29 protein-coding genes and 1 pseudogene are annotated in these 26819 nt (G+C 34.7%); 20 read left to right on the plus strand and 10 right to left on the minus strand.

From position 1 onward, the window contains the following. Nucleotides 1-9: 9 nt before the first annotated feature. Nucleotides 10-234 carry a hypothetical protein gene (locus AC0NJG_RS00370; RefSeq protein ID WP_087953427.1) on the minus strand — a complete coding sequence of 75 codons (225 nt, stop codon included), beginning with the start codon at nucleotides 232-234 and terminating at the stop codon, nucleotides 10-12. Between the two features lie 140 nt (nucleotides 235-374). Here AC0NJG_RS00370 and AC0NJG_RS00375 point away from each other — a divergent pair, with 140 nt between their 5' ends. Further along, entirely contained in the window at nucleotides 375-863 is a 489-nt protein-coding gene (locus tag AC0NJG_RS00375) for a DinB family protein (protein ID WP_087997234.1), read from the plus strand. Between the two features lie 37 nt (nucleotides 864-900). Here the strand turns inward: AC0NJG_RS00375 and uptA are convergent, their stop codons facing one another. Then, nucleotides 901-1506, minus strand: a complete 606-nt coding sequence (uptA, locus tag AC0NJG_RS00380) for an undecaprenyl phosphate transporter UptA (RefSeq protein ID WP_087997235.1) — start codon at nucleotides 1504-1506, stop codon at nucleotides 901-903. 277 nt (nucleotides 1507-1783) lie between these two features. Here uptA and AC0NJG_RS00385 point away from each other — a divergent pair, with 277 nt between their 5' ends. The 3 genes from AC0NJG_RS00385 (at nucleotide 1784) to AC0NJG_RS00395 (ending at nucleotide 4334) form a co-directional block, all read left to right on the plus strand. Further along, a complete protein-coding gene (locus AC0NJG_RS00385) occupies nucleotides 1784-2899 on the plus strand; it encodes an HD domain-containing protein (RefSeq protein ID WP_087997236.1) in 1116 nt (371 codons plus the stop codon). Between the two features lie 35 nt (nucleotides 2900-2934). Continuing rightward, nucleotides 2935-3432, plus strand: a complete 498-nt coding sequence (locus tag AC0NJG_RS00390; RefSeq protein ID WP_088328242.1) for a GNAT family N-acetyltransferase — start codon at nucleotides 2935-2937, stop codon at nucleotides 3430-3432. 65 nt (nucleotides 3433-3497) lie between these two features. Beyond that, a complete protein-coding gene (locus tag AC0NJG_RS00395; protein ID WP_143881212.1) occupies nucleotides 3498-4334 on the plus strand; it encodes a metallophosphoesterase family protein in 837 nt (278 codons plus the stop codon). A gap of 181 nt (nucleotides 4335-4515) precedes the next feature. On the opposite strand, the gene AC0NJG_RS00400 is transcribed toward AC0NJG_RS00395, so the two are convergent. Then, nucleotides 4516-5280, minus strand: coding sequence for a DUF1836 domain-containing protein (locus tag AC0NJG_RS00400; protein ID WP_000447235.1), 765 nt, complete (start codon nucleotides 5278-5280; stop codon nucleotides 4516-4518). A gap of 258 nt (nucleotides 5281-5538) precedes the next feature. On the opposite strand from AC0NJG_RS00400, the gene AC0NJG_RS00405 reads away from it, so the two are divergent. Beyond that, the gene (locus AC0NJG_RS00405) at nucleotides 5539-5985 is read left to right on the plus strand and encodes a hypothetical protein (RefSeq protein WP_474062741.1); all 447 of its coding nucleotides are present in this window, start codon (nucleotides 5539-5541) and stop codon (nucleotides 5983-5985) included. After that, nucleotides 5976-6284 carry a YxcD family protein gene (locus tag AC0NJG_RS00410; RefSeq protein WP_474062742.1) on the plus strand — a complete coding sequence of 103 codons (309 nt, stop codon included), beginning with the start codon at nucleotides 5976-5978 and terminating at the stop codon, nucleotides 6282-6284. The genes AC0NJG_RS00405 and AC0NJG_RS00410 overlap by 10 nt, the downstream gene beginning before the upstream one ends. A gap of 23 nt (nucleotides 6285-6307) precedes the next feature. Here AC0NJG_RS00410 and AC0NJG_RS00415 read toward each other — a convergent pair whose 3' ends face one another. The 4 genes from AC0NJG_RS00415 to AC0NJG_RS00430 all read right to left on the minus strand — a co-directional run bounded on the left by AC0NJG_RS00415 (nucleotide 6308) and on the right by AC0NJG_RS00430 (nucleotide 9973). Beyond that, nucleotides 6308-7543 (minus strand): NAD(P)/FAD-dependent oxidoreductase, encoded by a 1236-nt coding sequence (locus AC0NJG_RS00415; protein WP_474062743.1) that lies wholly within the window; start codon nucleotides 7541-7543, stop codon nucleotides 6308-6310. Beyond that, a complete protein-coding gene (locus AC0NJG_RS00420; RefSeq protein ID WP_474062744.1) occupies nucleotides 7540-7872 on the minus strand; it encodes a (2Fe-2S)-binding protein in 333 nt (110 codons plus the stop codon). Before AC0NJG_RS00420 ends, AC0NJG_RS00415 begins: the two co-directional genes overlap by 4 nt. After that, a complete protein-coding gene (locus tag AC0NJG_RS00425; protein WP_087953433.1) occupies nucleotides 7869-8141 on the minus strand; it encodes a (2Fe-2S)-binding protein in 273 nt (90 codons plus the stop codon). The genes AC0NJG_RS00420 and AC0NJG_RS00425 overlap by 4 nt, the downstream gene beginning before the upstream one ends. A 170-nt stretch (nucleotides 8142-8311) precedes the next feature. Beyond that, entirely contained in the window at nucleotides 8312-9973 is a 1662-nt protein-coding gene (locus AC0NJG_RS00430; RefSeq protein ID WP_474062745.1) for a sigma-54 interaction domain-containing protein, read from the minus strand. Between the two features lie 182 nt (nucleotides 9974-10155). Between AC0NJG_RS00430 and AC0NJG_RS00435 the strand changes: the two genes are divergently transcribed. The 7 genes from AC0NJG_RS00435 to AC0NJG_RS00465 all read left to right on the plus strand — a co-directional run bounded on the left by AC0NJG_RS00435 (nucleotide 10156) and on the right by AC0NJG_RS00465 (nucleotide 17817). Then, nucleotides 10156-11331, plus strand: coding sequence for an NAD(P)/FAD-dependent oxidoreductase (locus AC0NJG_RS00435; protein WP_061182930.1), 1176 nt, complete (start codon nucleotides 10156-10158; stop codon nucleotides 11329-11331). Beyond that, a complete protein-coding gene (locus AC0NJG_RS00440) occupies nucleotides 11328-12365 on the plus strand; it encodes a proline racemase family protein (RefSeq protein WP_277485271.1) in 1038 nt (345 codons plus the stop codon). The genes AC0NJG_RS00435 and AC0NJG_RS00440 overlap by 4 nt, the downstream gene beginning before the upstream one ends. After that, nucleotides 12362-13303, plus strand: coding sequence for a proline racemase family protein (locus tag AC0NJG_RS00445; RefSeq protein WP_474062746.1), 942 nt, complete (start codon nucleotides 12362-12364; stop codon nucleotides 13301-13303). The genes AC0NJG_RS00440 and AC0NJG_RS00445 overlap by 4 nt, the downstream gene beginning before the upstream one ends. Nucleotides 13304-13325: 22 nt before the next feature. Beyond that, the gene (gene dapA / locus AC0NJG_RS00450) at nucleotides 13326-14222 is read left to right on the plus strand and encodes a 4-hydroxy-tetrahydrodipicolinate synthase (RefSeq protein ID WP_061182933.1); all 897 of its coding nucleotides are present in this window, start codon (nucleotides 13326-13328) and stop codon (nucleotides 14220-14222) included. Between the two features lie 18 nt (nucleotides 14223-14240). Beyond that, the gene (locus tag AC0NJG_RS00455) at nucleotides 14241-15725 is read left to right on the plus strand and encodes an aldehyde dehydrogenase family protein (RefSeq protein WP_088328245.1); all 1485 of its coding nucleotides are present in this window, start codon (nucleotides 14241-14243) and stop codon (nucleotides 15723-15725) included. Between the two features lie 130 nt (nucleotides 15726-15855). Further along, nucleotides 15856-17346, plus strand: a complete 1491-nt coding sequence (locus tag AC0NJG_RS00460; RefSeq protein WP_474062747.1) for an alanine/glycine:cation symporter family protein — start codon at nucleotides 15856-15858, stop codon at nucleotides 17344-17346. A 102-nt stretch (nucleotides 17347-17448) separates the two neighbouring features. Beyond that, nucleotides 17449-17817: a carboxymuconolactone decarboxylase family protein gene (locus AC0NJG_RS00465; protein WP_429681030.1), complete on the plus strand. Its 369-nt coding sequence runs from the start codon at nucleotides 17449-17451 to the stop codon at nucleotides 17815-17817. 147 nt (nucleotides 17818-17964) lie between these two features. Here the strand turns inward: AC0NJG_RS00465 and AC0NJG_RS00470 are convergent, their stop codons facing one another. Beyond that, nucleotides 17965-18261: a P-loop NTPase family protein gene (locus AC0NJG_RS00470; RefSeq protein WP_087953441.1), complete on the minus strand. Its 297-nt coding sequence runs from the start codon at nucleotides 18259-18261 to the stop codon at nucleotides 17965-17967. 61 nt (nucleotides 18262-18322) lie between these two features. After that, a complete protein-coding gene (locus AC0NJG_RS00475; RefSeq protein ID WP_087953442.1) occupies nucleotides 18323-18964 on the minus strand; it encodes an HD domain-containing protein in 642 nt (213 codons plus the stop codon). Nucleotides 18965-19069: 105 nt separating this feature from the next. Between AC0NJG_RS00475 and AC0NJG_RS00480 the strand changes: the two genes are divergently transcribed. The 4 genes from AC0NJG_RS00480 to AC0NJG_RS00495 all read left to right on the plus strand — a co-directional run bounded on the left by AC0NJG_RS00480 (nucleotide 19070) and on the right by AC0NJG_RS00495 (nucleotide 23275). Continuing rightward, nucleotides 19070-19573, plus strand: coding sequence for a GNAT family N-acetyltransferase (locus AC0NJG_RS00480; RefSeq protein WP_087953443.1), 504 nt, complete (start codon nucleotides 19070-19072; stop codon nucleotides 19571-19573). 196 nt (nucleotides 19574-19769) lie between these two features. Beyond that, nucleotides 19770-20435, plus strand: coding sequence for a lytic polysaccharide monooxygenase (locus tag AC0NJG_RS00485; protein ID WP_087953444.1), 666 nt, complete (start codon nucleotides 19770-19772; stop codon nucleotides 20433-20435). A gap of 161 nt (nucleotides 20436-20596) precedes the next feature. After that, nucleotides 20597-21526, plus strand: a complete 930-nt coding sequence (gene ppaC / locus AC0NJG_RS00490; protein WP_087953445.1) for a manganese-dependent inorganic pyrophosphatase — start codon at nucleotides 20597-20599, stop codon at nucleotides 21524-21526. A 102-nt stretch (nucleotides 21527-21628) separates the two neighbouring features. Further along, nucleotides 21629-23275: a M3 family oligoendopeptidase gene (locus tag AC0NJG_RS00495; protein ID WP_474062748.1), complete on the plus strand. Its 1647-nt coding sequence runs from the start codon at nucleotides 21629-21631 to the stop codon at nucleotides 23273-23275. Nucleotides 23276-23293: 18 nt separating this feature from the next. Here the strand turns inward: AC0NJG_RS00495 and AC0NJG_RS00500 are convergent, their stop codons facing one another. Beyond that, nucleotides 23294-23491 (minus strand): DUF4017 family protein, encoded by a 198-nt coding sequence (locus AC0NJG_RS00500; RefSeq protein ID WP_087953447.1) that lies wholly within the window; start codon nucleotides 23489-23491, stop codon nucleotides 23294-23296. 161 nt (nucleotides 23492-23652) lie between these two features. On the opposite strand from AC0NJG_RS00500, the pseudogene AC0NJG_RS00505 reads away from it, so the two are divergent. The 3 genes and pseudogenes from AC0NJG_RS00505 to AC0NJG_RS00515 all read left to right on the plus strand — a co-directional run bounded on the left by AC0NJG_RS00505 (nucleotide 23653) and on the right by AC0NJG_RS00515 (nucleotide 26509). Beyond that, nucleotides 23653-24858, plus strand: a pseudogene (locus AC0NJG_RS00505) (peptide ABC transporter permease). A 20-nt stretch (nucleotides 24859-24878) separates the two neighbouring features. Continuing rightward, nucleotides 24879-25328 (plus strand): DUF6884 domain-containing protein, encoded by a 450-nt coding sequence (locus AC0NJG_RS00510; protein WP_087953448.1) that lies wholly within the window; start codon nucleotides 24879-24881, stop codon nucleotides 25326-25328. A 446-nt stretch (nucleotides 25329-25774) separates the two neighbouring features. Continuing rightward, on the plus strand, nucleotides 25775-26509 hold the full coding sequence (locus tag AC0NJG_RS00515) for an N-acetylmuramoyl-L-alanine amidase (RefSeq protein ID WP_087953449.1): 735 nt from the start codon (nucleotides 25775-25777) through the stop codon (nucleotides 26507-26509). Nucleotides 26510-26819 lie beyond the last annotated feature (310 nt).

A 26819-nucleotide genomic window follows, 5' to 3' on the forward strand; every position in this document is an offset into this window, starting at 1 on the left:
TTCCTTTTTTTAGAATAGAGGATTTTGATGGGGGCAGTTCGGAAAGGCATGTATATCTTGAATTTGTCTAAAATCATAATGTTTCATTGCGAACTGCGCTTGATAAAGGTATTCATATACATACAATTGACCATCATGTGCTGAACATAATACACCAGAGGTTCCTTGCCCATTAATGAAGGAAATACCGATAGGGCGTCCGATTAAGTATTGTATTTTTTGTTGCCAATGCATAGGCGAATCACTCCTTTTTGAGATAATATACGAAATGAATGAGTGAATTGTAGCTTATCCATATAATTATGAAGGCTTTTTATACAATTTCTAGAAGATATTAATATGAATGAATTATAAGTGCGAGAAAGGATTGAATAATGAAGAAAGAGAATATTTTGGAAGAAAAATTAAATTTAATAGAATGGTGTCAAACATTGAAGGGATTAAGTGATGATATGTGGCTTCAATCATTTAAAAATGGTTCGTGGGGAATTGCAGATGTGATTTCACATTTTATCGTTTGGGATACGTTTTTAATAATGCATAGAATTCCATACTTTATAAGTGGACAATCTGTACCAAATGTTCCAATAGATGTTGAGGAAATGAATAAGGGAGCAATAAAATATGCGAGATCTGGTATTTCAAAAGAAGAAATATTAGATCAATTTAGTGTTACTCGTAAAAAATTAATAGATCAAATTGAGCGAATTCCAACCCAATATTTTTATAATGACTATCAATTTGGTACTAAAAAAGTGAGGCTAAACCATTATTTTTCCTCACTCATTCAGCATGACTTAAAGCATAAAGAAGAAATAATACAATTTTTAATACATAATCAAATCTATAATAAAAACCGCTAAAGTCCGTAATGAATTATTAGCGGTTTTTATTATTATCTTAAGCAAATTTTTTACGCTTTTTTGTCCATTTTTTTATAACGAAGTATAAAACAATAAGTATGACGCCACCTATTGCGAACGATTTCACATAAGGTCCAGCGACATCGTTAATGTTTTCCCAATTCTCGCCTAGTTTTTCACCTAAATAAATGAAAATGATAGACCAAGGGATGATTGCAAGTGCTGTTAATGTAGTGAAACGTAGGAATGACATTTTTGTAATACCGGCAGGAATTGAAATCGCATGACGCACTACTGGAATGAAGCGTGCTGTAAAAATGACGCCAGTTCCGTAACGATTAAACCAATCTTCTGCTGCATCTATATGTTTTTTATGAATGAAAATATATTTTCCGTAACGTTCTAATATAGGTCGTCCACCGTATCGTCCAAGCCAATAAATAAAGATTTGAGCAATAACGCCGCCAATTGTACCAAATACAACTGCACCTACAAATGAGATACTACCATTGAATACTAGGAATCCCGCATAAGCAAGGACAATCTCACTTGGGATAATCTCAATCATAAGACCAAGCATAATGCCCCAATAACCTAATCCTTCAAAAAACGTTAATACTGAATGAATAAAACTACTTACCATTGTTGCACCTTCTAGTTTATGTATTTTTGAATATATGCCCCTTTATTTAACTACGTAAAAGGTTCACTATATGTATATTATACCTTATTTGTATAGGGGATTGCTATTTCAATTCTTTTATGTCCTTTATAAGTATTTATAGTAAAGCATATAAGTTCAATTTTCATGAAGAGATAATGAAAAGTTTATTAAAAATTTCTCATATATTAATGAAAGTAAACTGAAAATTAAGTATAATTATATGAGTTTTTAATTTATAAAAACAGGAGGAGAATACATGCAATTTAATGATCCGATTTATGGAACAATTACTATTTGTGATAGACATATCCTTCGATTGATAGATACAAAAGCATTTCAAAGGTTGGCTTATATTAAACAGCAGGGACATACATATTATTTACACGAAAACGCAATACATACGAGGAAAGAACATTCAATAGGTGTATATGTACTTGTAAATAAAATGATAGAACATCTTACGGATATTGGTGATATTCATTTATCAGAATATGAGAGGGAATTATTATCTGTTGTAGCACTCCTACACGATGTCGGCCATGGCCCATATTCGCATTGTTTTCAACAAATATCAGGTGAAGATCATGGTGAGTGGACTATACGAATCATTCAAGAGGATGAAGAAATACGAACGATTTTAAATCAGACCGCCGGATTATTAGATGATGTAACGAAAGCTTTAACAGAAGATGGTGTTTTTCCAATTATAGATGAGCTCTTGTTTAATTCATTAGGAATGGATCAATTAGATTTTTGGAATAGGGATTTATATTATTCATCGCTTGAGATAGGTGGATTACAGATAGAAGAACTGATAGCTAGTATGCGTTTTATAAACGGTAAACTTGTCATTGAAGAATCGGGAATCCCTTTGATCGAACAACTAATGAAAATGAAAGAAGGACTTTATAATAATGGCTTTGGTCATCCGTTTGTAATAGGAAAAGATTTATTGTTGCAATCCATTTTTCAAAAGATAACTGAGAAAAACCTTAAGTTCTATACTCCTGAATTACAAAATTTCTTTCATAAAGAAGAGGATTTATTAGTAGAGGACTTTCTTCCATTACAAGATGAAATGATTTTACATGAAATTCAGTGCTTTGCAAAATCAGAGGACAAACAATTAGTGGCGTTAATTCAGCTTTATTTTTCAGGTGCTAAAAGTTTATCATTTCAAAAAGGGCTAGAGGGTGATTTTAAGAGGGAGAATAATAATTTAGCAATAATAACTGAGAAAAAGGCGTACAGTTCATATGTAGGTGGTATTTACGTCTATAGTGAGGGGCAGCTAGAGGATATTGTAGAAAAATCCCCTATTATTCGAGAGATAGTAAGGTTACCTAAAAAAGAATATGCATATTCAATTTAATTGGTTTGAAAACATAAAATGGATGAGGTGGAAATGTGGATTGGAAAGAACGCCTTTTAGAAATGGATGATTTACCAGTTATATTAGAATGGTATAACGATGAAGAATTACATAAAATAGCGGATATAAAACCATTTAAGCGATATACAATCGAAGAGCTTCGTCAGTACTGGACAGAAAAATTGTCGCGGTCTCATGCAAGTTATCATGTAATAGTAGTGAAGGATGAAGTAATAGGTAGAGTTGGATTAAAAAAGACGAAATATGATGATATATATGTGATGGAATACTCTATTCTCATTGGCGTTTCGAATTTATATTCAAAAGGGCTTGGAACGGAGATTACAAAGTATTTTATTAGTAAATCATTTTTAGACCCTGATATAGAAGCTGTTCTATTGCAAGTTAGGGAAGATAACAAGAGGGCGATTCGTTGTTATGAGAAAGCTGGATTTGAAAAAGTAAAATCGTATGTAGAGAATCAAGTGGAAGTGTACGAAATGCTTAGAGTTAAGAAAGAGGACACAGTTTAGAAAGAAAAAAAGCACGTGTATTTAATTCTGAATATAGCGTGAATTAGGGAGAGTGAATAAAATAAATGAAACATAAAATTGCATTACTGGCAGATGTACATGGAAATGCAACTGCTTTAAAAGCAGTTATCGAAGATTCTATGAAAGAAGATGTGACTGATTATTGGTTTTTAGGAGATTTAATTATGCCTGGTCCTGGATCAAATGATTTATTTGAAATGTTAGAAAGTATTAACGTTGATACTTATGTACAAGGAAACTGGGAAGATAGCTTTCTTGACGTTCTTAATAAAAACATTGATATTCATAACGCAACTGATATTTATGTTTCTAGATTAGTTCAGTATCAATGTGAAAACTTGGATAAAAACTATATTAAGCATATTAAAAATTTACCATTACAGATAACAAAACAGGTTAATGATTTATCAATCAGTATTAGTCATAATCTACAAAATAAAAATTACGGAGGAGATTTGTGGCCCACTAATAATCAGGAACAGTTTGATCGGTTATTTGATCGTGAATATGATATCGCGATTTACGCTCATACCCATCATCAATTGTTACGCTATAGTAGCAATGATCAATTAATTATTAACCCAGGAACAGTTGGACAACCTTTTTACAAGTGGAATATGCTAAACTCTGACTTACGTGCGCAGTATGCAATTCTTGAAATTGATGAGGCAGGGATTGCGGAGGTGAGATTTAAAAAAGTTTCTTATGATGTAGAAAAGGAATTAAAAAACGCTATTAGTAAAAATCTTCCTTATATTGATTTATATTGCGAATTGCTCGAGACCGGAAAAACTCATACTCACGATATTGAATTATTGCGAGAAATTAATGATAAATACAATTACAACGATGATGTAATTAAGTTTATCGAGAAAATCTAATAGGAATTTAATAGCACGAAATGAAAATTGTTGAATGAATTATAGATTAGTAATGATAATTACATAATCAAGAGCAATTGTAAAATGAAAATTTATATATAAACGGTTTTTGCATCTTATATTGATATAAAAAACAAGCATCTCCCAGTTCTACATATAAGATAGGGGGATGCTTGTTTTTTTACGGTTTCACATCTAAATTTTGTAAAAATAAAGTTGCTGTTACGTAACGTTTCGCTAACATTTGTACATATGCGGTATGTACAGAAAGTGTGGCGATAATAATGGCGTTACGAATTGCTTCACGTTGTTCGTTATTAACCTGATCGAACTTGCTTGCAATTTTATCAGCTCTTTCTTTTACGATGTTTTCAATTGTATGGATTGTATCTGTTGCATTTAATTGTAAGCAATTCCCTTGATTGAGTTCTTCAAATAGAGAAGAGTATGCTCCATATAAATGAACAGGATTGATTAAGTCATCACTTCGATCGGCTGGGTCATTTACGATAAGGCGTAATAGCTTACGAATGGATTCAAAATCAAGTGCTGTTTTTAAATCTTCAACAATGAATAGTAAGGCTGCTTGTTCAATTGAGTATTTTTTTCCTTTTTGAGGAGAGCCAATCATTTCTTTTATATCTCGTTTCACCCAGTTCTGCATGGCCGTTACTGAGAAACTTGTATTTTCAATTTGATTTCCAAGCGCAACGATTTCATTTAATGAAAAACCAACGTCCGTATCTTCAATCTTAATTAGTTTTTCAAAAATAGGTGAAAGTGCGGTCGTAATAAAAGCAGTTACGCTTTGTCCGCTTTCAATATCTTTTTTATGTGACTTTGCCCAAGCTTCTTGTAAAATACCGAGAGGCTTTTTCGTATTCCATCCTCTTAATGATAGAAGAAGGGTAGCCATTTCGTTTCGTGTGAGATGAAATGTTTCCATCTTTTCACCTCCATAAATAATAAAAAGTTCTTATGAACTTATAATATGTTTTGTTTCATTTAAAGTCAATTCTGTTTTGCTTAATTTTTCCTTTGTCACCAAACTGTCGGAAGTAAATAACACTTGCATATTTCGACAAAAGTTCATATAATAAGTTCATAAGAACCTTTAAATGTTCTTAAAAATAAATCTATCATTCTAAATTTACTAGAAAGGTAGATTTCACATATATCTATATAAAAGGAGAATGGATATAATATGTTGAAAAAACTTGTAGCAGTAATGACAGCATTCATGGTTATCTTTGGGGCTAGTAGCTTTATGTTCGTAGATCATGCGGCAGCGAAAAGTTACAAATCTGGTAAAAAATCATTTACACCAAGTTCAGGTCAAAAATCAAAAGTTGATTTAAACAAAAAAGATTCAAATGTAAATTCTCAAAAAACGACTCCAGATTCAAAAACAAAAGCAACAAACACAGCACCAAAAAGTAATAAAGGAAGCTTTATGAAAGGTTTATTACTAGGTGGTCTTGGTGGTTTACTAATGGGTAGCTTATTTGCAAATATGGGAGCTCTTGGTTCTGTATTAGCGTTTATGGTAAATATGTTAGTAATGGCTGGTATCGTAATGTTAGCAGTTCGTGCATTTAAATACTTCAAAGAACAACGCAAGAAAAAGGAAGATGAAGTAGCATGGAAATGATAAAAATTTCTGAACAAGAACTGATCAATGCGCTTTGCGTATATATCGCTGAAAAAAGACAAGTTGGTCCAGAAGAAGTTTTAGTTGAACTCATGTACGACGATGACTACGGTTTCTCTGCTGAAGTAGAGGTAAATGGTCGCCAGCAAATTTTAATTCAAGCGAACTTAATCGAAGCACTACGCTTATTACTTGACAGAGAATATAACGTCAATTCATTTGCGGCGAGATTACAACTTGAATTAGATGATGAAGAAGGTATTTACGCGTTAGCGAAATTTAATAACTCAGATGAGTAGGAAAAGAGCTGTTGAGAGTATTCTCAGCAGCTCTTTTTAGTATGTGCATATGCAAGGGAATAATCACGCCAAATTTCATTCATTTTCCGTCTACCGACATCAACACCCTGGCTAAATTGAATGGCAGCTTGTTGACGTACGGCATGTACATGTTGGATTGCTTGTTGCAATTGTTGTTCCACCGAATGGGATTTTTTATTTGCCTGTTTTACGATTGAATATCCAGCAACAGTTCCTTGTGCCATTGCAATTTTCCCGCTTTCAATGCCAGTTATATTGCCGGCTACAAATAAACCGGGAAGAGGGGTTTCCATCGCTTCGGAATGGAGAGGAACATGCCCGCCTAATTCCGGAATGTAACGGAAAGGACAGCCAGCTACAGCAGCCAGCTCAGCAAGAGGATATAAGCCACCTGCAATACAAACGAAGTCTGCCTCATATATTTGTTCCGATCCAGTGATGATGTTTCCTTTCGTATCAATATTAGCAATGCGTACACCTTCAACTTGATCTGTCCCGATAATTTCAAGAGCTGCTTTTCGAAGATGAAGAGGTGTACCGTTTATTTTCATACCGTTATTAGGATAAAACTTTAATCCAGCTTGTTTCGCCCAATTATATTGCATCAATCGACTACCAATACGTAATAAAGGTGACGGTGCAAGATGTGCAGCGTATAAGAGAGAATTTAAAACTTCTTCTGGTTTACCAGCCTGTTGACTTAATTCACTTTTTTCAGGAAGTACGATATGTTCCACTTTAATTCCTGCCAATTGTAATTCATTCAAAATGGCAAATGACAATATGTTAGCACCAATAATGATTCCTTTTTTCCCAACTTGAACACGATGTACATTCGTCATAACTTGAGCTGCTCCAATTGACATCACCCCAGGAAGTGTCCAACCAGGAAGAGGGATAGAGTACTCAGCAGCGCCAGTAGCAAGTAAAACGAAAGGTGCTTCTAACGTACCGATATTCGTATGAACGAACCAAGAACTTTCATCTTTATCTAAATTATAGACGGAAATGCCGCATCGAATATCGACTGAAAGTGATTTCGCTTTTTCATGAAGTCGTTTAGATTCTTTTATTCCATTCCACCATTCTCCAGTAGGTTCTTGATGTAATTGTCCGAGCAACCGTCCGCCAGGCTTCATAAATTCATCAATAACAAGTACTTTTAGTCCAAAACGAGCACAAGAGATAGACGCTGATAAACCTGCTGGTCCAGCTCCGATAATTATGACATCATTCATCGCTTTTTCACCATCTCTCTCACGATATTTGGATGCTGTTTGCCACTAATAACAACCATATCGTTTTCTACAACAGTTAAGCATGCTCGTACGTTTGCTCGATTGTTTACTGTGACGCGGCATTCAGAACAATGTCCAATATTACAGTAAATACCTCGTGGTGTCCCGCTATCTTCGTGCACTCTTAATGTTCTTATTCCGTTTGCAAGCAATGCGGCTGCAATCGTTTCATGTTCATATGCTTCATATTGTTGACCGTTAAATTGAAAAGTGATGCGATTACGATTATGTAAACTCCCTAAAATAGGGTGATGTGTAATTCTACTCATTTAGCTTCACCTACCGATCCAAAAGTAACTGCTCGTACAGGTGGTTGATATTTCAATGGAATAGCATTTGTAGTTACGCCTGGATTTGCATTTTCAATCATTCGATCTATCATCATTCTACATGTGCGGCCACCGCAAAATCCCATGCCAGCACGTGTTCTTAGTTTTAATTCTCTTGCCGAGCATTTATAATCAGCAATTGTCGATTGAAGTTGACCGTATGTAACTTCTTCGCATCGACAAACAATTAAGTGATCTTTATTCGTCATATGAATTCCTCCTCTAGTTCGGTTTGCACAAATTATATAATGCAAAAACTATGCCAATATAGAGGAGGGAAGTAAGACCCCCACCTCCAAATTCAGCGAAAGCAAAGAAGTTAGGTGGGGGCGGGCTGCCCATAAAAGCCCGATTGGTGACAGTTGATTAAAGTTTCATTTTATTGTAACCCAAGCTTTTTTAAACGATTATATAAGGTGGCTCTCGTAACACCAAGCTGTTTCGCGCATTCTAATTTATTTCCATTCAAAATACGTAATGCCCTCTCAATTACTTTTTTCTCATGTTCATCCATCTCTTCTTGCAAAGAGAGGATTGTATGATTGTTGCTGAGTAATAGGGAATGAGTCGTATGATTGTCTAACGTTTCAGTTGTATGAAATGGTAAATATTCTTGCTTTATAATACCGTCAGTCGCAAATACGACAAGTCTTTCAATAACGTTACGGAGCTCGCGAATATTACCTGGCCAATTGTAATGAAGCAGTTCATGCATAATGCTTGAAGGTAAGTCGCGAATGGGTCTGTTATAGTTGATTGAAAAATCGTTTAGGAAAGAATAGGTTAATTCAATAATATCTTCGCGTCTTTCGCGCAGCGGTGGAATATACAAACTAACTACATTTAGGCGATAGTATAAATCTTCTCGGAACGTGCCTTTTCTCATTTCTTCTTGTAAATCACGATTGGTAGCAGCGATAATACGGAAGTCAATATGAATCTCTTTTTCTCCACCAACTCGGTAATATTTTCGTTCTTGTAGTACGCGCAAAAGCTTCACTTGCATATCGAGCGGCATTTCTCCTATTTCATCAAGAAATAATGTGCCGCCTTGGGCGAGCTCTATTTTCCCTTTTTTTCCTTTACTATTTGCACCAGAAAACGCCCCGCGCTCATACCCGAATAATTCGCTTTCAAATAACGCCTCTGGAATAGCACCACAGTTAATTGAAATAAAAGGTGCCTTCGCTGCCTCACTAGCTTCATGAATTGCTTTCGCAAATACTTCTTTTCCAACACCACTTTCGCCGAGTATTAAAACAGTTGATTTCACCGAGCAAACCTTTCTAGCTAATTGTATTGTTCTTTGTATAACAGGGCTCTTTCCGTTCATCGCAAGAAAAGGATCTGATTCATCTTTATACTTTGCTACTTCTTGTTCTAAACGGTGCATTTCATGTGACATATTGAATAGTTTTTCATTTAATGCGACTTGATTTGTAACGTCAGTTTCTGAAACGACTGCTCCTATAATTTCACCGTTACAATAAACTGGATTTGAGTTAATTAATACGAACAAATCTGGACGAGGTTGATGGAACTGAGCGATTATACTTTTTCCGTCATGTAGTGATTGCAAAATTTCCAAATCTTTATAGTCAAAAAAACGAGTGATAGGTTGCCCGATAATTTCATTATGCTTGACTGAAAAGATCTTTTCGGCGCCATCTGTCCAGGTGCAAACGCGTTCTTTATCATCGATGACTGTAACGGAGGAATCCGTTGTTTGTATTACGGCTTTATAAAAAGATTGCAGTTCGTTGTACGACTTAACAAGAAACGGAATAATTTGCTGAGTCGTTATACAGCATATAGGCTCCTTATTTTCGTTCATTATGATAACGACTATTTCATTGGAAAACGCGTCAATTAAAGCGGTGAATGAGTCATCTTCATATATTACTGCGCAGTTATATTCTTCTGTAGTAGAAGGGCGGTAATAATACTTTTCGTTAATTTGCTCAATATGTTGCAAGCAGTATGTATGATCAATGGATAAAATTTTTAGAAATTCTTTTATTGTGGGAAATGAGAATGCCATATTGTCCTCCTATTATGTATAAAAATTTTGACAGTGATAAAAAAATAATACATCTATTTACGATAAATTTAAAATATTTTTACAAATAAAAATATTATTTATAAAAAGTGTATATATGCAGAGTTGGCACGTCAATTGCATATAAAGAAAGTGAGGGATTAAAAAGAAGGGAGGGGTGCTACGTGAGGCACTGTGACGTTTTAATAATAGGCGGTGGTATTATAGGCTGTTCTATTGCTTATTACACATCAAAATACGGAAGAGACGTAACAATTATTGAAAAAGGAGAATTTGTCAGTGGGACGTCTTCACGGTGTGACGGGAATATTTTGGCTATTGATAAAGACCCAGGATTCGATAGTCAAATGTCGTTAGTAAGTCAAAAGTTAGTGACTAGTTTAAGCGAAGAGTTAGAACACTCATTTGAATATAGGGCACCAGGAAGTATTCTCGTATGTGAGTCGGATGAAGAGATGGAAGCAGCGCAGCAATGGGTAAATCGTCAAAAAGAAGCCGGCTTACCGTTTCGAATGCTTGATAGGAAAGATATAAGGGAAGAATCACCATTTTTCGCAGATGATTTATTAGGCGGGTTAGAATGCGCAACAGATTCGACTGTAAATCCATATCTTCTTGCTTTTGCACTTCTTGCAGAATCGAAGAAATTTGGTACGAAAGCTTTTAATCATACGGAAGTAAAAGAAATGAAAAGAGATATAAACGGTTCCTTTATTGTAGAAACAACTAACGGGACGTTTACTGCGAAGCAAGTGGTGAACGCAGCTGGTGTGTGGGCTCCGAAAATCGGAGAAATGTTGGATATAAATATCCCAATTGAACCAAGAAAAGGACATATTATTGTAGCTTCAAGGCAACAACACGTTGGTTGCCGTAAAGTAATGGAATTTGGTTATTTAATTTCTAAATTTGGCGGAAAACGAAAAGTGGATGCTTTAACTGAGAAATATGGGGTAGCTCTTGTGTTTGAACCGACAGAAAGCCAAAATTTTTTAATTGGTAGTAGTAGAGAGTTTGTAGGTTTTCATACGAAGATAAACAACGAGGTTATTAAATGTATTGCGAACAGAGCGATACGTTTTTATCCAAAAATGGCGGATATGATGGTGATTCGTTCCTATGCCGGATTACGCCCGTGGACAGAAGATCATTTGCCGATCATTTCACGTGTGGAACATATCCCGAACTACTTTATAGCAGCAGGGCATGAAGGGGATGGCATTAGTCTTGCAGCGGTTACTGGAAAAGTGATTGAAGAGTTATTAAATGAAAAAGAAACAATCATTCCAATTGAACCACTTCGTTTGAGTCGTTTTACAGAAAGGGTGTTAAACGGATGAGGTCACAAAGAGTCTTTACGACGATTGATACACATACGGGCGGGAATCCAACGAGGACATTGATAAGCGGACTTCCAAAGTTAATAGGAGAGACGATGGCAGAGAAGATGTTACATATGAAAAAGGAGTATGACTGGATTCGCAAATTGTTAATGAATGAACCGCGTGGTCATGATGTAATGTCAGGAGCACTATTAACAGATCCGTGTCATCCTGAAGCAGATATTGGTGTTATTTACATAGAAACAGGTGGATATTTACCGATGTGTGGTCACGATACAATTGGTGTATGTACAGCTTTAATTGAATCAGGTTTAATTCCGGTAGTTGAACCGATTACTTCGTTAAAGTTAGACACGCCAGCTGGCTTAGTAGAAGTGGATATTTTTGTTCAAGATGGAAAAGCGAAAGAAGTCTCTTTCTGTAACATACCAGCTTTTTTACTGAAACAAATTACTGTAGACGTCGAAGACATTGGAACTGTAGAGTCTGATATTGCGTATGGAGGTAATTTTTATGCCATTATCGATGCGAAATCGGTAGGGTTAGAGTTAGTACCAGAAAACGCATCTACAATCATCGATAAAGCGATCCTTATAAGAAATACGATTAATGAGAAATTTGAAATCATTCATCCAGAGCATTCGTTTATTAGAGGATTAACCCATGTTGAATTTTATACAGATCCTACTCATGAAAGTGCTCATGTAAAAAATACAGTTGTCGTTCCGCCAGGAGGAATCGATCGTTCTCCATGTGGTACAGGAACATCAGCAAAGTTAGCTGTATTATACGCAAATCAAAAAATAGAGATTAATGAAGAGTTTGTTCATGAGAGTATCGTTGGTTCTTTATTTAAAGGGTGTGTCATAAATACGACAAATGTTGAAAATATTGAAGCGGTCGTAACGAAAATTACAGGTTCAGCTTGGCTCATGGGTATGCATAGATTTTTTTACAATGAAAAGGATCCACTTAAAGAAGGCTTTTTGCTAATTCCGCCGATGGAACATGAAACGGAGGATGTAAAATGAACATTCAAAAAATGTATACAGCAGTAGACGTACACGTAAATGGCGAGGCATTTCGTGTAATAAAAGATGTACCATGTAAGTACTACTACAATTTAGAGCAATTAAACGATCAATTTTCAGGTGAATTAGCAGAAGAAATGAAGCTTTTATTAAATGAACCGCGTGGTTTTATCGGTTTAAATGGATGTATCGTCGTTCCTTCTATTCATACGGAAGTCGATGCAGCTGTAATATTTTTTAATCATGAAGGATCAATTCCTCTTCATTACGGAGGTATTGTCGCAGTCATAACGATGTTACTAGAAAGCGGGTATGTAAAAAAGAGAGAGACGAATCAATACAAAATCGAAACGTTATCTGGCATATTCTCAGTCTATGCGTATGTAGAGAATGATGAAGTTGTATCTGTTTCGTTTGAAAGTAAACTATGTTATATGATTGAGAAAAATTTACAAGTTGGTAATATAAGTTACTCTCTCATACAGGCAGATAAAGTATACGCAGTTGTAGAAAAAGGTGCGCATTCGCCAGAAATTCGTATTGAAAACATTTCAGAATTGAAAAGATGGGGAGAAGCTACACTTCAAGCTATACAAAAACAGTCACTTATAAAAAGACTTATTTTAGTAGATTCCACGCAAAAAGAAAAGAACCATATAAAGTCGATTACATTTCATGAAGATAACTTTATCGTACGTTCGCCAGGATTTGTCTCTACTATTGTGTCTTTTGTTCATACATTATTTAAAAATGATTATATAGCGGATAACCCTTTTATAAATGAAAGTATATTTAATAACTTTATAACTGTTGAAAAAGTGAAGAAGGAAGAAATGGGTTACATTTTCCGTTTTGAAAGTAGAGGATTTATTACAGGGATGCAGACGTTTCTATTAGATCCTACAGATCCGTTTCCGACAGGATTTTTATTAAAATAAAATAGTAAAGGGAGAGATAAATATGAAAAATATTAAAGGGGCATTTCCAGTATTAATCACACCGATGGATGAGTTTCAAGAAATTAATTGGAACGGTGTAAAGCAAAACGTAAATTATTTTATTAATCAAAAAGTAGCTGGCATTATTATTAATGGAAGTACAGGAGAGTTTGTTAGTTTATCAAAAGAAGAACGGTTTAAAATGGTAGAAACAGTATTAAAAGAAGTTGATGGCCGTATTCCGGTTATTGTTGGGACTGCAGCAGAAACGACGAAAGAAACGATTGAATATACGAAACATGCGGAAGCGTACGGAGCGGACTGTGCATTAATTATTAACTCATACTATTGTAAACCGAAGGAAGAGGAAATTTATTTTCACTTTAAAGAAATCTCAAACGCTGTAAATATACCAATTATGTTATACAATAACCCGTTTACATCTGGTGTTGATATGAGTACGGAGCTCATGCTACGTATTGGAAAAGAATGTGAAAATGTTACACATATTAAAGAATCTAGCGGAGATATTCGAAAAGCAAGAGATTTAGTAAGACAAGGCGAAGGTGCTTTTCAAGTATTCTGTGGATCTGAAGATTTAGTTATGGAATCTTATTTAGTTGGTGCGACGGGCTGGGTTTCAGTAGCAGGTAATATCATACCGGGACTTGTTACAAAAATGTATGAGCATTTCCAAAATGGTGAATTAGAAAAAGCTTGGGAAATAAACGATGCGATTTTACCTCTTTGTGAGTTTCTTGAAGGGTCAGGAAAATATGTACAAATCGTGAAACGCTCAATGGAATTACACGGGCAAGCAGGGGGACCTTCTCGTTATCCAAGACTCGGATTAACTGAAGAAGAAGATCAAAAGCTTCAAATGATTATTTCAAAAATTGCTGCTCAAGCAGCTGTTTAAAAAAGGAGGAGATCATATATGTTAACGACAAACATTGAGCTGAGACCAAAAGTGAAAGCGTTTTTAAATGAAGAAATTAAAATGTTTATTAATGGTGAATTTGTACCTTCCATTAGCGGGAAGACATTTGAGACATACAATCCAGCAACAGAAGATGTTCTAGCTGTCGTATGCGAAGCGCAAGAAGAGGATATTGATGTTGCAGTAAAAGCAGCAAGAGCTGCATTTGAATCAGGACCTTGGGCAGAAATGACTACTGCTGAAAGAGCACATCTTATTTATAAATTAGCAGACTTAATTGAAGAGCATGGGGAAGAATTAGCACAGTTAGAAGCTTTAGATAATGGGAAACCATATCAAGTAGCACTGGATGATGATATTGCAGCGACTGTAGAAAATTATCGTTATTATGCTGGATGGGCTACAAAAATTATTGGGCAAACAATTCCAATTTCGAAAGATTACTTAAATTACACACGCCATGAACCTGTTGGGGTTGTAGGTCAAATTATCCCTTGGAATTTTCCGCTCGTTATGTCTTCTTGGAAAATGGGAGCAGCATTAGCAACAGGTTGTACAATCGTATTAAAACCAGCAGAACAAACGCCTTTATCGTTATTATATACAGCGAAACTCTTTAAAGAAGCCGGTTTTCCAAACGGTGTCGTAAACTTTGTGCCAGGTTTCGGCCCTGAAGCGGGAGCTGCAATCGTAAACCATCATGATATTGATAAGGTAGCTTTCACAGGTTCAACTGTTACAGGGAAATATATTATGCGTCAATCTGCAGAAACAATTAAACATGTAACGTTAGAACTTGGTGGTAAATCACCAAATATCATTTTAGAAGACGCTGATTTAGAAGAAGCGATTAACGGCGCATTCCAAGGCATTATGTATAATCACGGCCAAAATTGTAGTGCCGGTTCTCGCGTGTTCGTTCACCGAAAACATTACGAAACAGTCGTAACTGAACTTGTGAAAATGGCGAATAACGTCAAACTTGGAGCAGGTATGGAGAAGGAAACGGAAATGGGTCCACTCGTATCTAAAAAGCAACAAGAGCGTGTACTACATTACATTGAACAAGGAAAAGCTGAAGGCGCGACTGTTGCTGTTGGTGGTGAACGTGCATTTGAAAAAGGTTATTTTGTACAGCCAACGGTATTCACAAATGTTACTGATGATATGACAATTGTGAAAGAAGAAATTTTTGGACCAGTTGTCGTTGTACTTCCATTTGATTCAACAGAAGAGGTAATCGAAAGAGCAAATCGCTCGTCATACGGACTCGCTGCAGGTGTATGGACACAAAATATTAAAACCGGACATCAAGTTGCCAATAAATTAAAGGCAGGAACAGTATGGATTAATGATTATAACTTAGAAAATGCAGCTGCACCATTTGGTGGGTTTAAACAATCTGGAATCGGTCGTGAGTTAGGTTCATATGCGCTTGATAATTACACAGAAGTGAAAAGTGTTTGGGTAAATATAAAGTAATAGAGAATCTAACTGTTAATAAATAGAGGAATGAAATAATGAGATAGGCGGACAACTGGAAGATTTCATAATAGTTGTCCGTTTTCTTATATATAAAATAGTTTTCAAAAGAATGATAAGGGGGATTTGGATGGAGCAATTAGTAGAGTGGTTAGTAGGGCAAGTATGGAGTATTGGATTAGTTATTTTCGCATTAGGAGCAGGTGTGTATTTTACAATTGCAACTCGTTTTCTACAAATTCGTTATTTTAAAGAAATGATTAAACTATTATTTGAAGGGAAGAGCTCTGAGACGGGAATTTCATCCTTTCAAGCATTTTGTTTAGCGTTATCTGGTAGGGTTGGAATAGGTAATATTGCAGGCGTTGCGACAGCTATCGCTTTTGGTGGACCTGGAGCTGTATTTTGGATGTGGGTAATGGCACTATTAGGAGCAGCGAGTGCATTTGTTGAATCAACATTATCTCAAGTATATAAAAGTAAAGTCGGAAATGAATATCGCGGTGGTACACCATATTTCATCGAAAAAGGCTTAAAAATGAAATGGTTTGCAGTCATTGTCGCAGTCGTTGTAACACTTTCATATGGCGTTTTATTACCAGGTATTCAATCAAGTAGTATCGCAGTTGGATTCGAAAACTCTAACGGTATTAGCAAATATATAACTGGTATATTGTTAGTCATATTATTAGCAGCAATCATTTTTGGCGGCGTAAAGAGAATTGCTGGCGTTTCGCAAATGCTTGTTCCATTTATGGCAATTGGCTATGTAATTGTTACATGTATCGTATTAATTGCGAATGTAACGGAAATTCCAAGTATGTTTGCTTTAATTTTCTCTAGTGCTTTTGGTGTAAATGAAATGTTTGGTGGAATCGTTGGTGCAGCAATTACATGGGGCGTGAAGCGGGCTGTATTTTCAAATGTTGCTGGCGTTGGAGAAGCGACGTATAGTTCCGCTGCGGCTGAAGTATCCCATCCTGCAAAACAAGGGTTAGTTCAAGCGTTTTCTGTATATATCGATACAATTGTTGTTTGTACAGCGACAGCTCTTATGATTTTAATAACAGGTATGTATAATGTTATACCTGAAGGAAAAGGTGCTATTGTAAAGAATATAGGGAATGTTGATGCAGGTCCAATCTATACACAACAAGCAGTTGAAACTGTTATGACGGGATTTGGTCCATTATTCATTTCAATCGCAATTTTCTTCTTCGCATTTACAACTTTACTTGCTTACTACTATATCGCTGAAACGACACTTACTTATTTAGATCGTGAGGTTAAATATAGCTGGTTAAAACCAGTTTTAAAAATTGGATTTTTAATTATGGTTTACATCGGTAGCGTAGAATCAGCGTCACTTTTATGGAATCTTGGAGATTTAGGAATTGGTAGTATGGCATGGTTAAATTTAATCGCGATTTTACTATTAAGTAAAATTGCATTAAAAGTGTTAAAAGATTATGAAGCGCAGAAAAAAGAAGGAAAAGATCCCGTATTTGATCCTAAAAATGTAGGGATTGAAGAATTAGTTTTTTGGGAAGAGAGAAGTAAAGAGATTGAAAGGAAAAACTATAAGGAACAATCAGTAGTGGATGATAGTCTGAAATTGTAGCTCAAATAAACTGAATATTCATTCTATTTATCAGGGTATATTGCCTTATTTTCATCACATACTACAATAGATACAGATAATTTGAATGGAGGTAATAATAAGATGGAATACGAACAACATTATAGTTCGGTAAATGACGTTCTACATCATTATAAAGAAGGAATCGGTAGTTTTACAAACCAAATTCCTGAAATTGCTGAGACATATAATGCATTCACGCAAGCTTGTTTTCAAGAGGGTGCTTTAACAAAAAGAGAAAAACAACTTATCGCATTAGGAATTAGTCTAGCAACGCAAGATGAATATTGTACGATTTATCATACAAAAGGTTGTCTTGATCAAGGGTGTTCAGATAAAGAGATTTTGGAAGCATGTGGTGTATCAGCAGCATTTGCTGGCGGAGCTGCAATGAGTCAAGCGGTAACTTTAGTACAGGAATGTTTAACAGAACTGAAAAATCAAAATCATTGAATATAAAAAGAACGTTTTAAACTTTATGTTTAAAACGTTCTTTTACGTGAGATTAAATTTGAGTATGAAAATTACCTTGTATGTGATGTATTAAAGTAAGAATTTTAAATTTAGTGGGAATGAGGAATAACAACTATTTATTTAGTTTTAAGTTTTCCGAAAAAGTTTCAATTGTTTCATGTAATCAATAGCTTTTGTTTTGTTCTTTTGTTTACATACATATTCGAATTCATTCTTATCTCTATAATAACTATTCATCATGTCTTCTGTAATAATGCCATCGGAAATAGCTTTTTTAATTGCACAGTGTGGTTCATTTGTGTGGGAGCAGTTAGAAAATTTACATCTCTTACATATCGCCTTGATATCTTCATATCCAAGATCAAAGTGATCCTCTTGATTTATTAATTCAAACCCTATTTTGCTAATGATTAATCCCTCCACTTTTCAATGAGTTTTTAGAAGTACGCATACAGATTTTATCGTTTTTTAAGTTATATGTAATTTAACATTCCATGTTTTTATAAATCGATTTTTCTACGTCAGGAAGAACTCTGTAAATGCTCTTACCGATTAAAGATTCTAATTCATTCTTAATTGTATAGAAACCTTTCCAATGTAAAGAAGAATGAGAGGTTGTTCCATGTCGTAAACCAACTGAAATCAATCTTTTTTCAAGAGTAGTAAAGCCATCCGCATCAGCAAGTGCGTCACAAAGGGTAATGACCTTATTGTATAAGTCGTAGTCACTATTTTCATTTAATATTTCAATTAATCGTCTTTTCATATAATCAGGAACAATGGACCACTCCGCTGCTATATCTAAATGCTCATTTTTACACGGGAATGAATGTGTAACGCAAATAATCGCGTTTCCTTTATACCCTAAATCATTCATATACATATAACCATCATAGGAATGAATAACAGATTTAGTAAAACCTTTATACCTTCCTATATCATGCAGGAGGGCAGCATTATATGCTATGTCAGCATTTAGGTCATACCCATTATGAATAAGTTCTACAACTATCTTTTCAGTTGCAAGGGCAACATTACATGAATGTTCGAACCACGGACCTGGGTTTTGTTCATATGCCCACTCGAGTAATTCTCTTGCATATGTCCTATCTAATATATACTTCATATAAGTATCCTTTCTCTAAAAAATTGTACTTTAAATAATTTCATCTTATTAATTCGTTTTTCCTTCCTTAAAACTTGGTACAATGAAATAAAAGGGGGATTAGTAATGCAAAATGTAGTAATTGAAGAGATTAAGCAAATAAAAGATGGTGTTGAGGAGCTTTCTAAACTTTTGAAAACGGTTGTAGATGATGGGGCGTCAATTGGTTTTTTACCACCACTGGAACAAAAAGAATCGGCGATGTATTGGGAAAACGTCTTAGCACCAGAAGTGATCTTGTATATTGCTAAAATAAATAATGAAGTAGCAGGGAGTGTTCAATTACATTTAGTTACAAAGCCCAATGGGATTCATAGAGCTGAAATTTGTAAGTTAATGACGCATCCAAACTTTAGACGTAATGGTATTGGACGTTTACTTATGCAAAAAGCAGAGGAGCGAGCAAAGCAAGAAAATAGGTCCCTTATAGTGCTAGATACGAGAGAAGGAGATCCTTCCAATAGATTGTATAAATCATTAGAGTATCAAGAAGTTGGAAAAATACCAGAATACGCAATTTCTCCGAGTGGTGGTTTAGATGCCACAGTTATTTATTATAAAATTTTATAGCTATTATGCTCAAATTCAAATAACACCGCTATATTTATGTAGCTGTGCTATTTGGATTTGTTTAATGTACTAATTGAATTTGAGAAAGTTTTTAGAGGGTTCTTTTCGTAATGTTCCTCGACTTATAATGGATGTAGAGAAGATGACTAGGCAACTATAGTTATTTTCGCTTTATTATGGGAAAGGGGATGACGAGATGAAAACGAAAGGTTTACAGAAGGTGAAGAAAGTTATATTAAGTGGTGGGATATTACTTACAGGATTGTTAACTTTCGGTTTTTCAGAAAAAGCTTCAGCACATGGATATGTAGAATCACCAGCGAGCCGTTCTTATTTATGTAAGCAAGGGGTAAATGTAAATTGCGGCCCGATTCAATATGAGCCGCAAAGTGTAGAAGGAATAGGTGGATTCCCGCAATTAGGACCTTCGGATGGTCAAATTGCAGGAGCTGGCCATTTCCCTGCTTTAGATGTACAGACTGTAGATAGGTGGAAGAAAGTTACGTTAAACGGTGGGACGAATACATTCAAGTGGAAACTAACGGCTCCACATAGTACGAAAGAGTGGAAATATTATATTACGAAGAAAGATTGGAATCCAAATAAGCCTTTAACGAGGTCTGATTTAGATTTAGTGCCTTTCTATGTAAAAAATGATGGAGGAGCTAGACCTGGAACTTCCGTAACACATGAAGCAAATGTACCTACTGATAGAAATGGATATCACCTTATTTTAGCTGTGTGGGAAATCGCAGATACTGGAAATGCATTTTATCAAGTTATAGATGTTAACCTTGTAAATAACGGTTTAGCACCAAATAACGTGCTAAATCATGTAGCGCAAGTTCCTACTTTATTTTAAATAAAGTATACATTTCGATCATCTAATTCATTTTAGATGATCTTTTTTACGAAAAACGATGAAAAATATAGAAGAAAGTGCAATTATTTATAAAAAATTATGCTTTAAATATTGTCATATTTGCTTCTTTAAGATATCCTTTTCATGAAGAGGTGGAAAACATGGAAAAAGTACTAGTTTTCGGGCATAAAAACCCAGATACAGATGCAATTTGTTCTGCAATTGCTTATGCAGAATTGAAAAAAGAATTAGGAATGAATGCTGAGCCTGTACGTTTAGGCGAAATCAGCGGTGAAACTCAATTTGCGTTAGACTATTTTAAAGTAGCAGGACCGCGTTTTGTTGAGACAGTAGCAAACGAAGTGGACAACGTTATTTTAGTTGACCATAACGAGCGTCAACAAAGTGCTAACGATATCGAATCTGTTCGTGTATTAGAAGTTATTGACCATCACCGTATTGCTAATTTTGAAACAAGCGATCCTATTTACTACCGTTGTGAGCCAGTTGGTTGTACAGCTACAATTTTAAACAAAATGTACAAAGAAAACGGCATTACAATTCGTAAAGAAGTTGCAGGTTTAATGTTATCTGCAATCATTTCAGATTCTTTACTATTCAAATCTCCAACTTGCACAGAGCAAGACGTAGCAGCAGCTCGTGAATTAGCGGAAATCGCTGGTGTAGATGCTGATAACTACGGCTTAGAAATGTTAAAAGCTGGCGCTGACTTAAGCGGAAAAACGATGGAGCAATTAATCTCTCTTGACGCTAAAGAATTCCAAATGGGTAATGCGAAAGTTGAAATCGCACAAGTAAACGCTGTTGATACAAACGACGTTCTTGTACACCAAGCAGAACTTGAAAAAGTTATCTCTGCAGTAGTAGAAGAAAAAGGTTTAGACCTATTCTTATTCGTTGTAACTGATATCTTAACTAACGATTCTGTCGGTCTTGCAATCGGTAAAGCAGCAAACGTTGTTGAGAAAGCATACAACGTATCTCTAGAAAACAACACTGCTACTTTAAAAGGTGTTGTATCGCGTAAAAAACAAATCGTACCAGTATTAACAGAAGCATTCCAAGCTTAATATAATTGGGTATGGTTTAACAAAAAGGACAAGTAGTCAGATTGGCTACTTGTCCTTTTTCATCTACAAAAAAACAGAAAATTCAAAATAGGAGGATTGTGTATGCTTAATAATTTAGAAAGTAAATTACAGTCACTTTTAGATCGAAATATTACTTCTGTTTCAGAGTTAGAGCGTTGGCTTTTGGAAGAATTGTGTGTAAACGCTGAAGTAGAAGAGAAAATAACAACTAGTTTAATCGCCACGTATAGAGATACAAATGACAGAAATAAACGTAATTTACATATGAATAATCAAAATACAATTCAACCACTTTTAAAAAGGTACAATGCAAAATTTGACCAGAAATTTAGAGAGTGTCCATTTTCTAATTTATTAGATGAGCAGAAATATGGATTTATGAAAAAAGTAAGAGTAGTAAAAAGTAAAATGTTTAATGAAAAGAACATTGCTCTTTCTATTAAAGAGCAAGAGCTTATTACGAAATATAGAGAAATAATGTCAAACATATCTATTAATTGGGAAGGCGAGCAAAAGACGTATGCATACGTTAAAGCAAAGCTAGATAATCCCAATAGAGCTATTCGTGAAAAAGCTTGGTACGCTTTATGTAAAGCAAGAAATGCAGTGAAAATGGAAATAGATTGTATTATGAATGAACTCATTCAATTGCGGAATGAGATAGCTTTATATGCAGGGTTTCATAATTATAGTGAATATGCTTTTAAACAAAAAAACAGAGATTACAGTATTGAAGATTGCTATAAGCTCCATGAATCTATAGAAAAGTATGTTGTACCAATTTGGAAACAGTTAGGAAGTATTTCTAAAAAGAATCTCGGTGTAAAAACGTATCGCCCTTGGGATCTTTCTCCATGTAATTTACCAAAAGTCCCATTCCAAAATGTCATTGATTTATTGGATGGGGTGGAAGAAATGTTTCGGAAGACTGATTTATATTTTTATGAGAAATTTATTCATATAAGGAAAGCTGGATTTATTGACGTAGAAGAACGTGAAAATAAAGCACCAGGAGCTGCTTGTTTTACCTTGCCTCATAGTAAAGAGGTTTTTGTGTATTCTAATTTTAGTCCATCTTTTTATGCAATTCATGCACTGATACACGAATTGGGGCATGCATTTCATTTTTATAAACAATTTAATAATGAAAGTAGCATGCAAGAAAAATATCTTCGTGAAGAGGTGGCTGAGCTGTATTCTCTCAGCCTTGAGTTACTAGTAATGGATAAGCTTAATATCTTTTACAAGCAAGAAGATGAATATAAAGAAGTGCAGCGAGTACAATTATATCGTACTTTGTCTTTATTAATATCGTCAGTTGCAGGAGATGTATTCCAGCATTGGATCTATACAAATCCAAACCATACATCTAAAGAGCGAGATAAAAAATACGCAGAACTATGCAAAAGGTATCAATATTCATCAGTTGACATTGCAGGATTAGAGGAGGAAATTGGTTCGAGTTGGTTAGAGACATTTCACTTTGTTCAGTTTCCTTTTTATAAAATTGAATACGCAATTGCACAAATAGGAGCAATGCAATTGTTTCAAACATATCGAGAGGATCCAGAAGAAGCGATTACTTTCTTTAAAGAGGGAGCGAGTGCAGATTGGAACCTACCTATACAAGAAATATATGAAAAGACAGGTGTTACGTTTGATTTTTCGGAAGAAAGGATTGAAAGTACTGCAATCGTTATTTTAGAACTGATTAGCGAATTAAAATAAGGATAGCATTCGCTATCCTTATAACTGTTTATTCGTAGATTTTTTCTTGTTTATATAAAATGTAATAATAGCTGTAATTAGGAAAATAGGTAGGGCATACGCTTGCCCAACAAACAATTTCCAGCCCACATGATTATAGCCTTCAGACGCTGGAGCAAGCATAGCGATTATGCAAACAATAATATAGAGTACTAGTGCAGGGGTTATATTTTTCATTTGTTCACCTCCTTTTCATAAAATCATCACATGTACATTTACATAATACATTATAGTTTGAGATAACATATATGTTTTTCTAATATTTATGTAAATAAAAGGGTTGTTTTTAAGTGGAATAGAATAGGTGTATGTAGAATGATATAGGGGTGTTATATATTATGAACAATATACTAAATCGAATAAAGCAAGATGTAGATTTGGATTTATTAAATGGGCTATGGCCTGGTTTTAAGAGGGCTGCATTTGCATTATAGGATGATGAACATGTGTATGTATTTCATCATCCTCTATTTTTGAAAGATAATGATGAGTATAGAGTTTTAAAGTGGGATGAACAATTTAAAGGTGATACTTGTATTCTATTCAAAGATTATCCAACTGCCATCGTAAATATGAATAGATATAAAGATTATGCAAGTTTACTTGCGATTGTGGTGCATGAACTTTTTCATTGCTATCAATATTTGCATAAAGAAAGTAGATTTCCAAATGAGTCTTTAGGATTTCAATATCCAATAACAGAAGAAAATATAGAATTACGAAATAGAGAACGAATTTGTTTATATGATGCTGTTCATTGTAAAACACAAGCTGAGAAAAATAATTATATTAAACAATTTATTGAACTAAGGGAGCAAAGAGCTAGTTTTATGAAAGAAGAGTTTATAGCATATGAATGTATGGTTGAAAGCATAGAGGGGCCTGCTTGGTATGTTGAAATGAATGCTTACATTGCAGTATGTAAAAATAATCCAAGCGAAACATTACGAAAATATAGCGGATTCATTTTAGATGCATATGATGCTAATTGTAACATTAGAAAGAGCTGCTATAGCTCAGGAATGCTTTTATGTTTAATATTAGACGAAATCCTTCCTGAATGGTAAATGAGCTTCTTTAATAGTGATAAATCGTTATATACCTTTTTAAAACAAAATATAAATGTTGTTTTAAGTTTAAATAATGAAATTGCAATAAGTAAAGAAACGAAGCAAATCCTTCATTTTGTTCAAAATGAAAGAGACGAGGATATTAAGCAATTTTATGGTGAAGAAGGGTATGATCTGTATATAGTAGGGGATATAAAATTAAATTCGTTTAATCCAATGAATGTAAAGTTAAACGGAAATAAAGCATTACATAAAACATTTTTAAATGTAAGTATACATTATAAAACATATATGCTAAATCAGCCTGTTTTAGCATCTTTTGAAGAAGATTTTAAAAATATGACACAAATTCATATTATAATGAATGAAAAACCGATAGAAACAAATAATGGTTGGAACGTAGTGGGGATTGGAGATATAGAAGCTGAGTATGAAGAGGTAGAGAATTCTCTATTTTTATATGTAAAAAGTTAGAAATGAGGTAAGAAATAAAGATGAAAAGGTTATGCATAATTCCATGCGGAAAGAAGAAAATTTGGGATAAGTATCCGGATTACGGGCCTATGGAGGCAAGAGATGTATATATTAGCCCGTTCGGAAAAGCGTGTCAGGCGTATGCAACTCTGTTTTTCGAGAATTGGGTTATATTATCGGCGAAGCATGGATTTTTAAGGCCGAGTGATATTGTACTAGAAAACTATGATCTTGCCTTTAATTCAAAGAGCGATGAAATTATTAGTATGGAACAATTAAAACAACAATTGATAGAAAAAGACTTGCTTCAGTTTGATGAAATTGTTTTACTTGCAGGGAAGAAGCATAAGAAAGTAGTGACACAATTATATCCAGAAGAAATCATAACGTATCCGTTAGCAGGATGTAAAGGGATTGGGTATATGTTGCAGAGGTTGAAAGGGGCAGTGAAGGAAGAGGAGGAAATATAAGTATAGTTTCAGTCACCATGATCTTAAATTTTATTTAGGGAGCTAAAACGTAAAATAGAGTTTTTAAGCATCGCCAAAAAGGTGATGCTTTTTGTTCGTGTCATCATTCAAGTTAATGCAATTTAGAGAACGAAGCATCAGATTTGTGAAGTGACATCACTTTTCATTCCGCTATTTGCGGGCAGTAAGACCCCCACCTCAAAATTCAGCGGAAGCAAAGAAGTTAGGTGGGAGATCAATTGCCTGTAAAAGCCCGATTGGTTCAACTAATAATCAGTGGGGGATGAACAAAACCCCCACTGATTATTAGTTGAACTTTATATTGAAAACGATTTGCCTTCACCTTTAGAAAATGTAGGATGTATGGGGACAGTTAAGATTATAAGAGGGAATAGCAATAAGACAAGTTTTGAATATGATATTAAGAAAGGAGATGTTGATAAATAATGGCCAGATATAGTTTGCACGGAGGGCACAATAGTATTGTTCAAGGGGCTAATTTTGGGAATCGGAAAGAACACGTTCTAGATAGGCAAGTTAAAGATGCTGTGGCGACTAAGTTAAGATCCCTAGGACACACGGTTTATGACGATACGGATGAGGTAGGGACAACTCAATCGCAGAATTTAAATAATATCATTCGGAATAGCAATTCCCATGCTGTGGATTTAGTTATTTCTTTTCATCTTAATGCAAGTGATGGAAATGGACAGGGTGTTGAGGTTTTGTATTATGATCAGAAAGATTTGGCGGCTAAAATATCAGCTCAACTAGCAAAAGATATTGGATGGCGTGATCGAGGTGCAAAACAACGTACAGATTTAGCAGTATTAAATGGAACGAAGGCACCGGCTATTCTTATTGAATTAGGATTTATTGATAATGAATCTGACATGGCAAAATGGAATGTTGATAAAATCGCTAATTCTATTGTATTTGCTCTTACAGGACAAACTGGAGGAGGTGCAACGGACATGCTCAAAGTAAAAACTGGTGGTGTAGCATTTAGCAATTTACAAGCTTTGGCTCAGGCGATGGTTGATGCGGGTATTGATGGACAAATTGTCGTTCAGAAAGATGGCATTGGTTATGCTATAACGAATGGCTATCCGTCCGGAAATATCGATAAATTTACAGCTTGGTTAGATGCACGTAAATGGTACTATGAGTACTTGAGATAAAACGAAAATTAGTTTGATTAAAAACTAAAAATTGTCTTATTTTTAGTTAACAAGTATATTAAGTAATTACTAATTATGTAACTATAAATATGAATAATGTATATGTAAAGTAGTACACAAAACCACCTGTCAGAAAGGTGGTTTTGTGTATCCCGCTTTAATGGGCAGTAAAATTCATACTTCAAAATTCGGATGAAGCTAAGCAATTAGCTGGGAATTGCACTGTTTGTAGCCTCCTACTGATTATAGTTTAGAGCTTTGTAAGTCTTTACTTATTAAACCCGTAATAATATTGTATTTTCTCAATACA

This window comes from Bacillus sp. SSR7 (genome assembly GCF_055902415.1).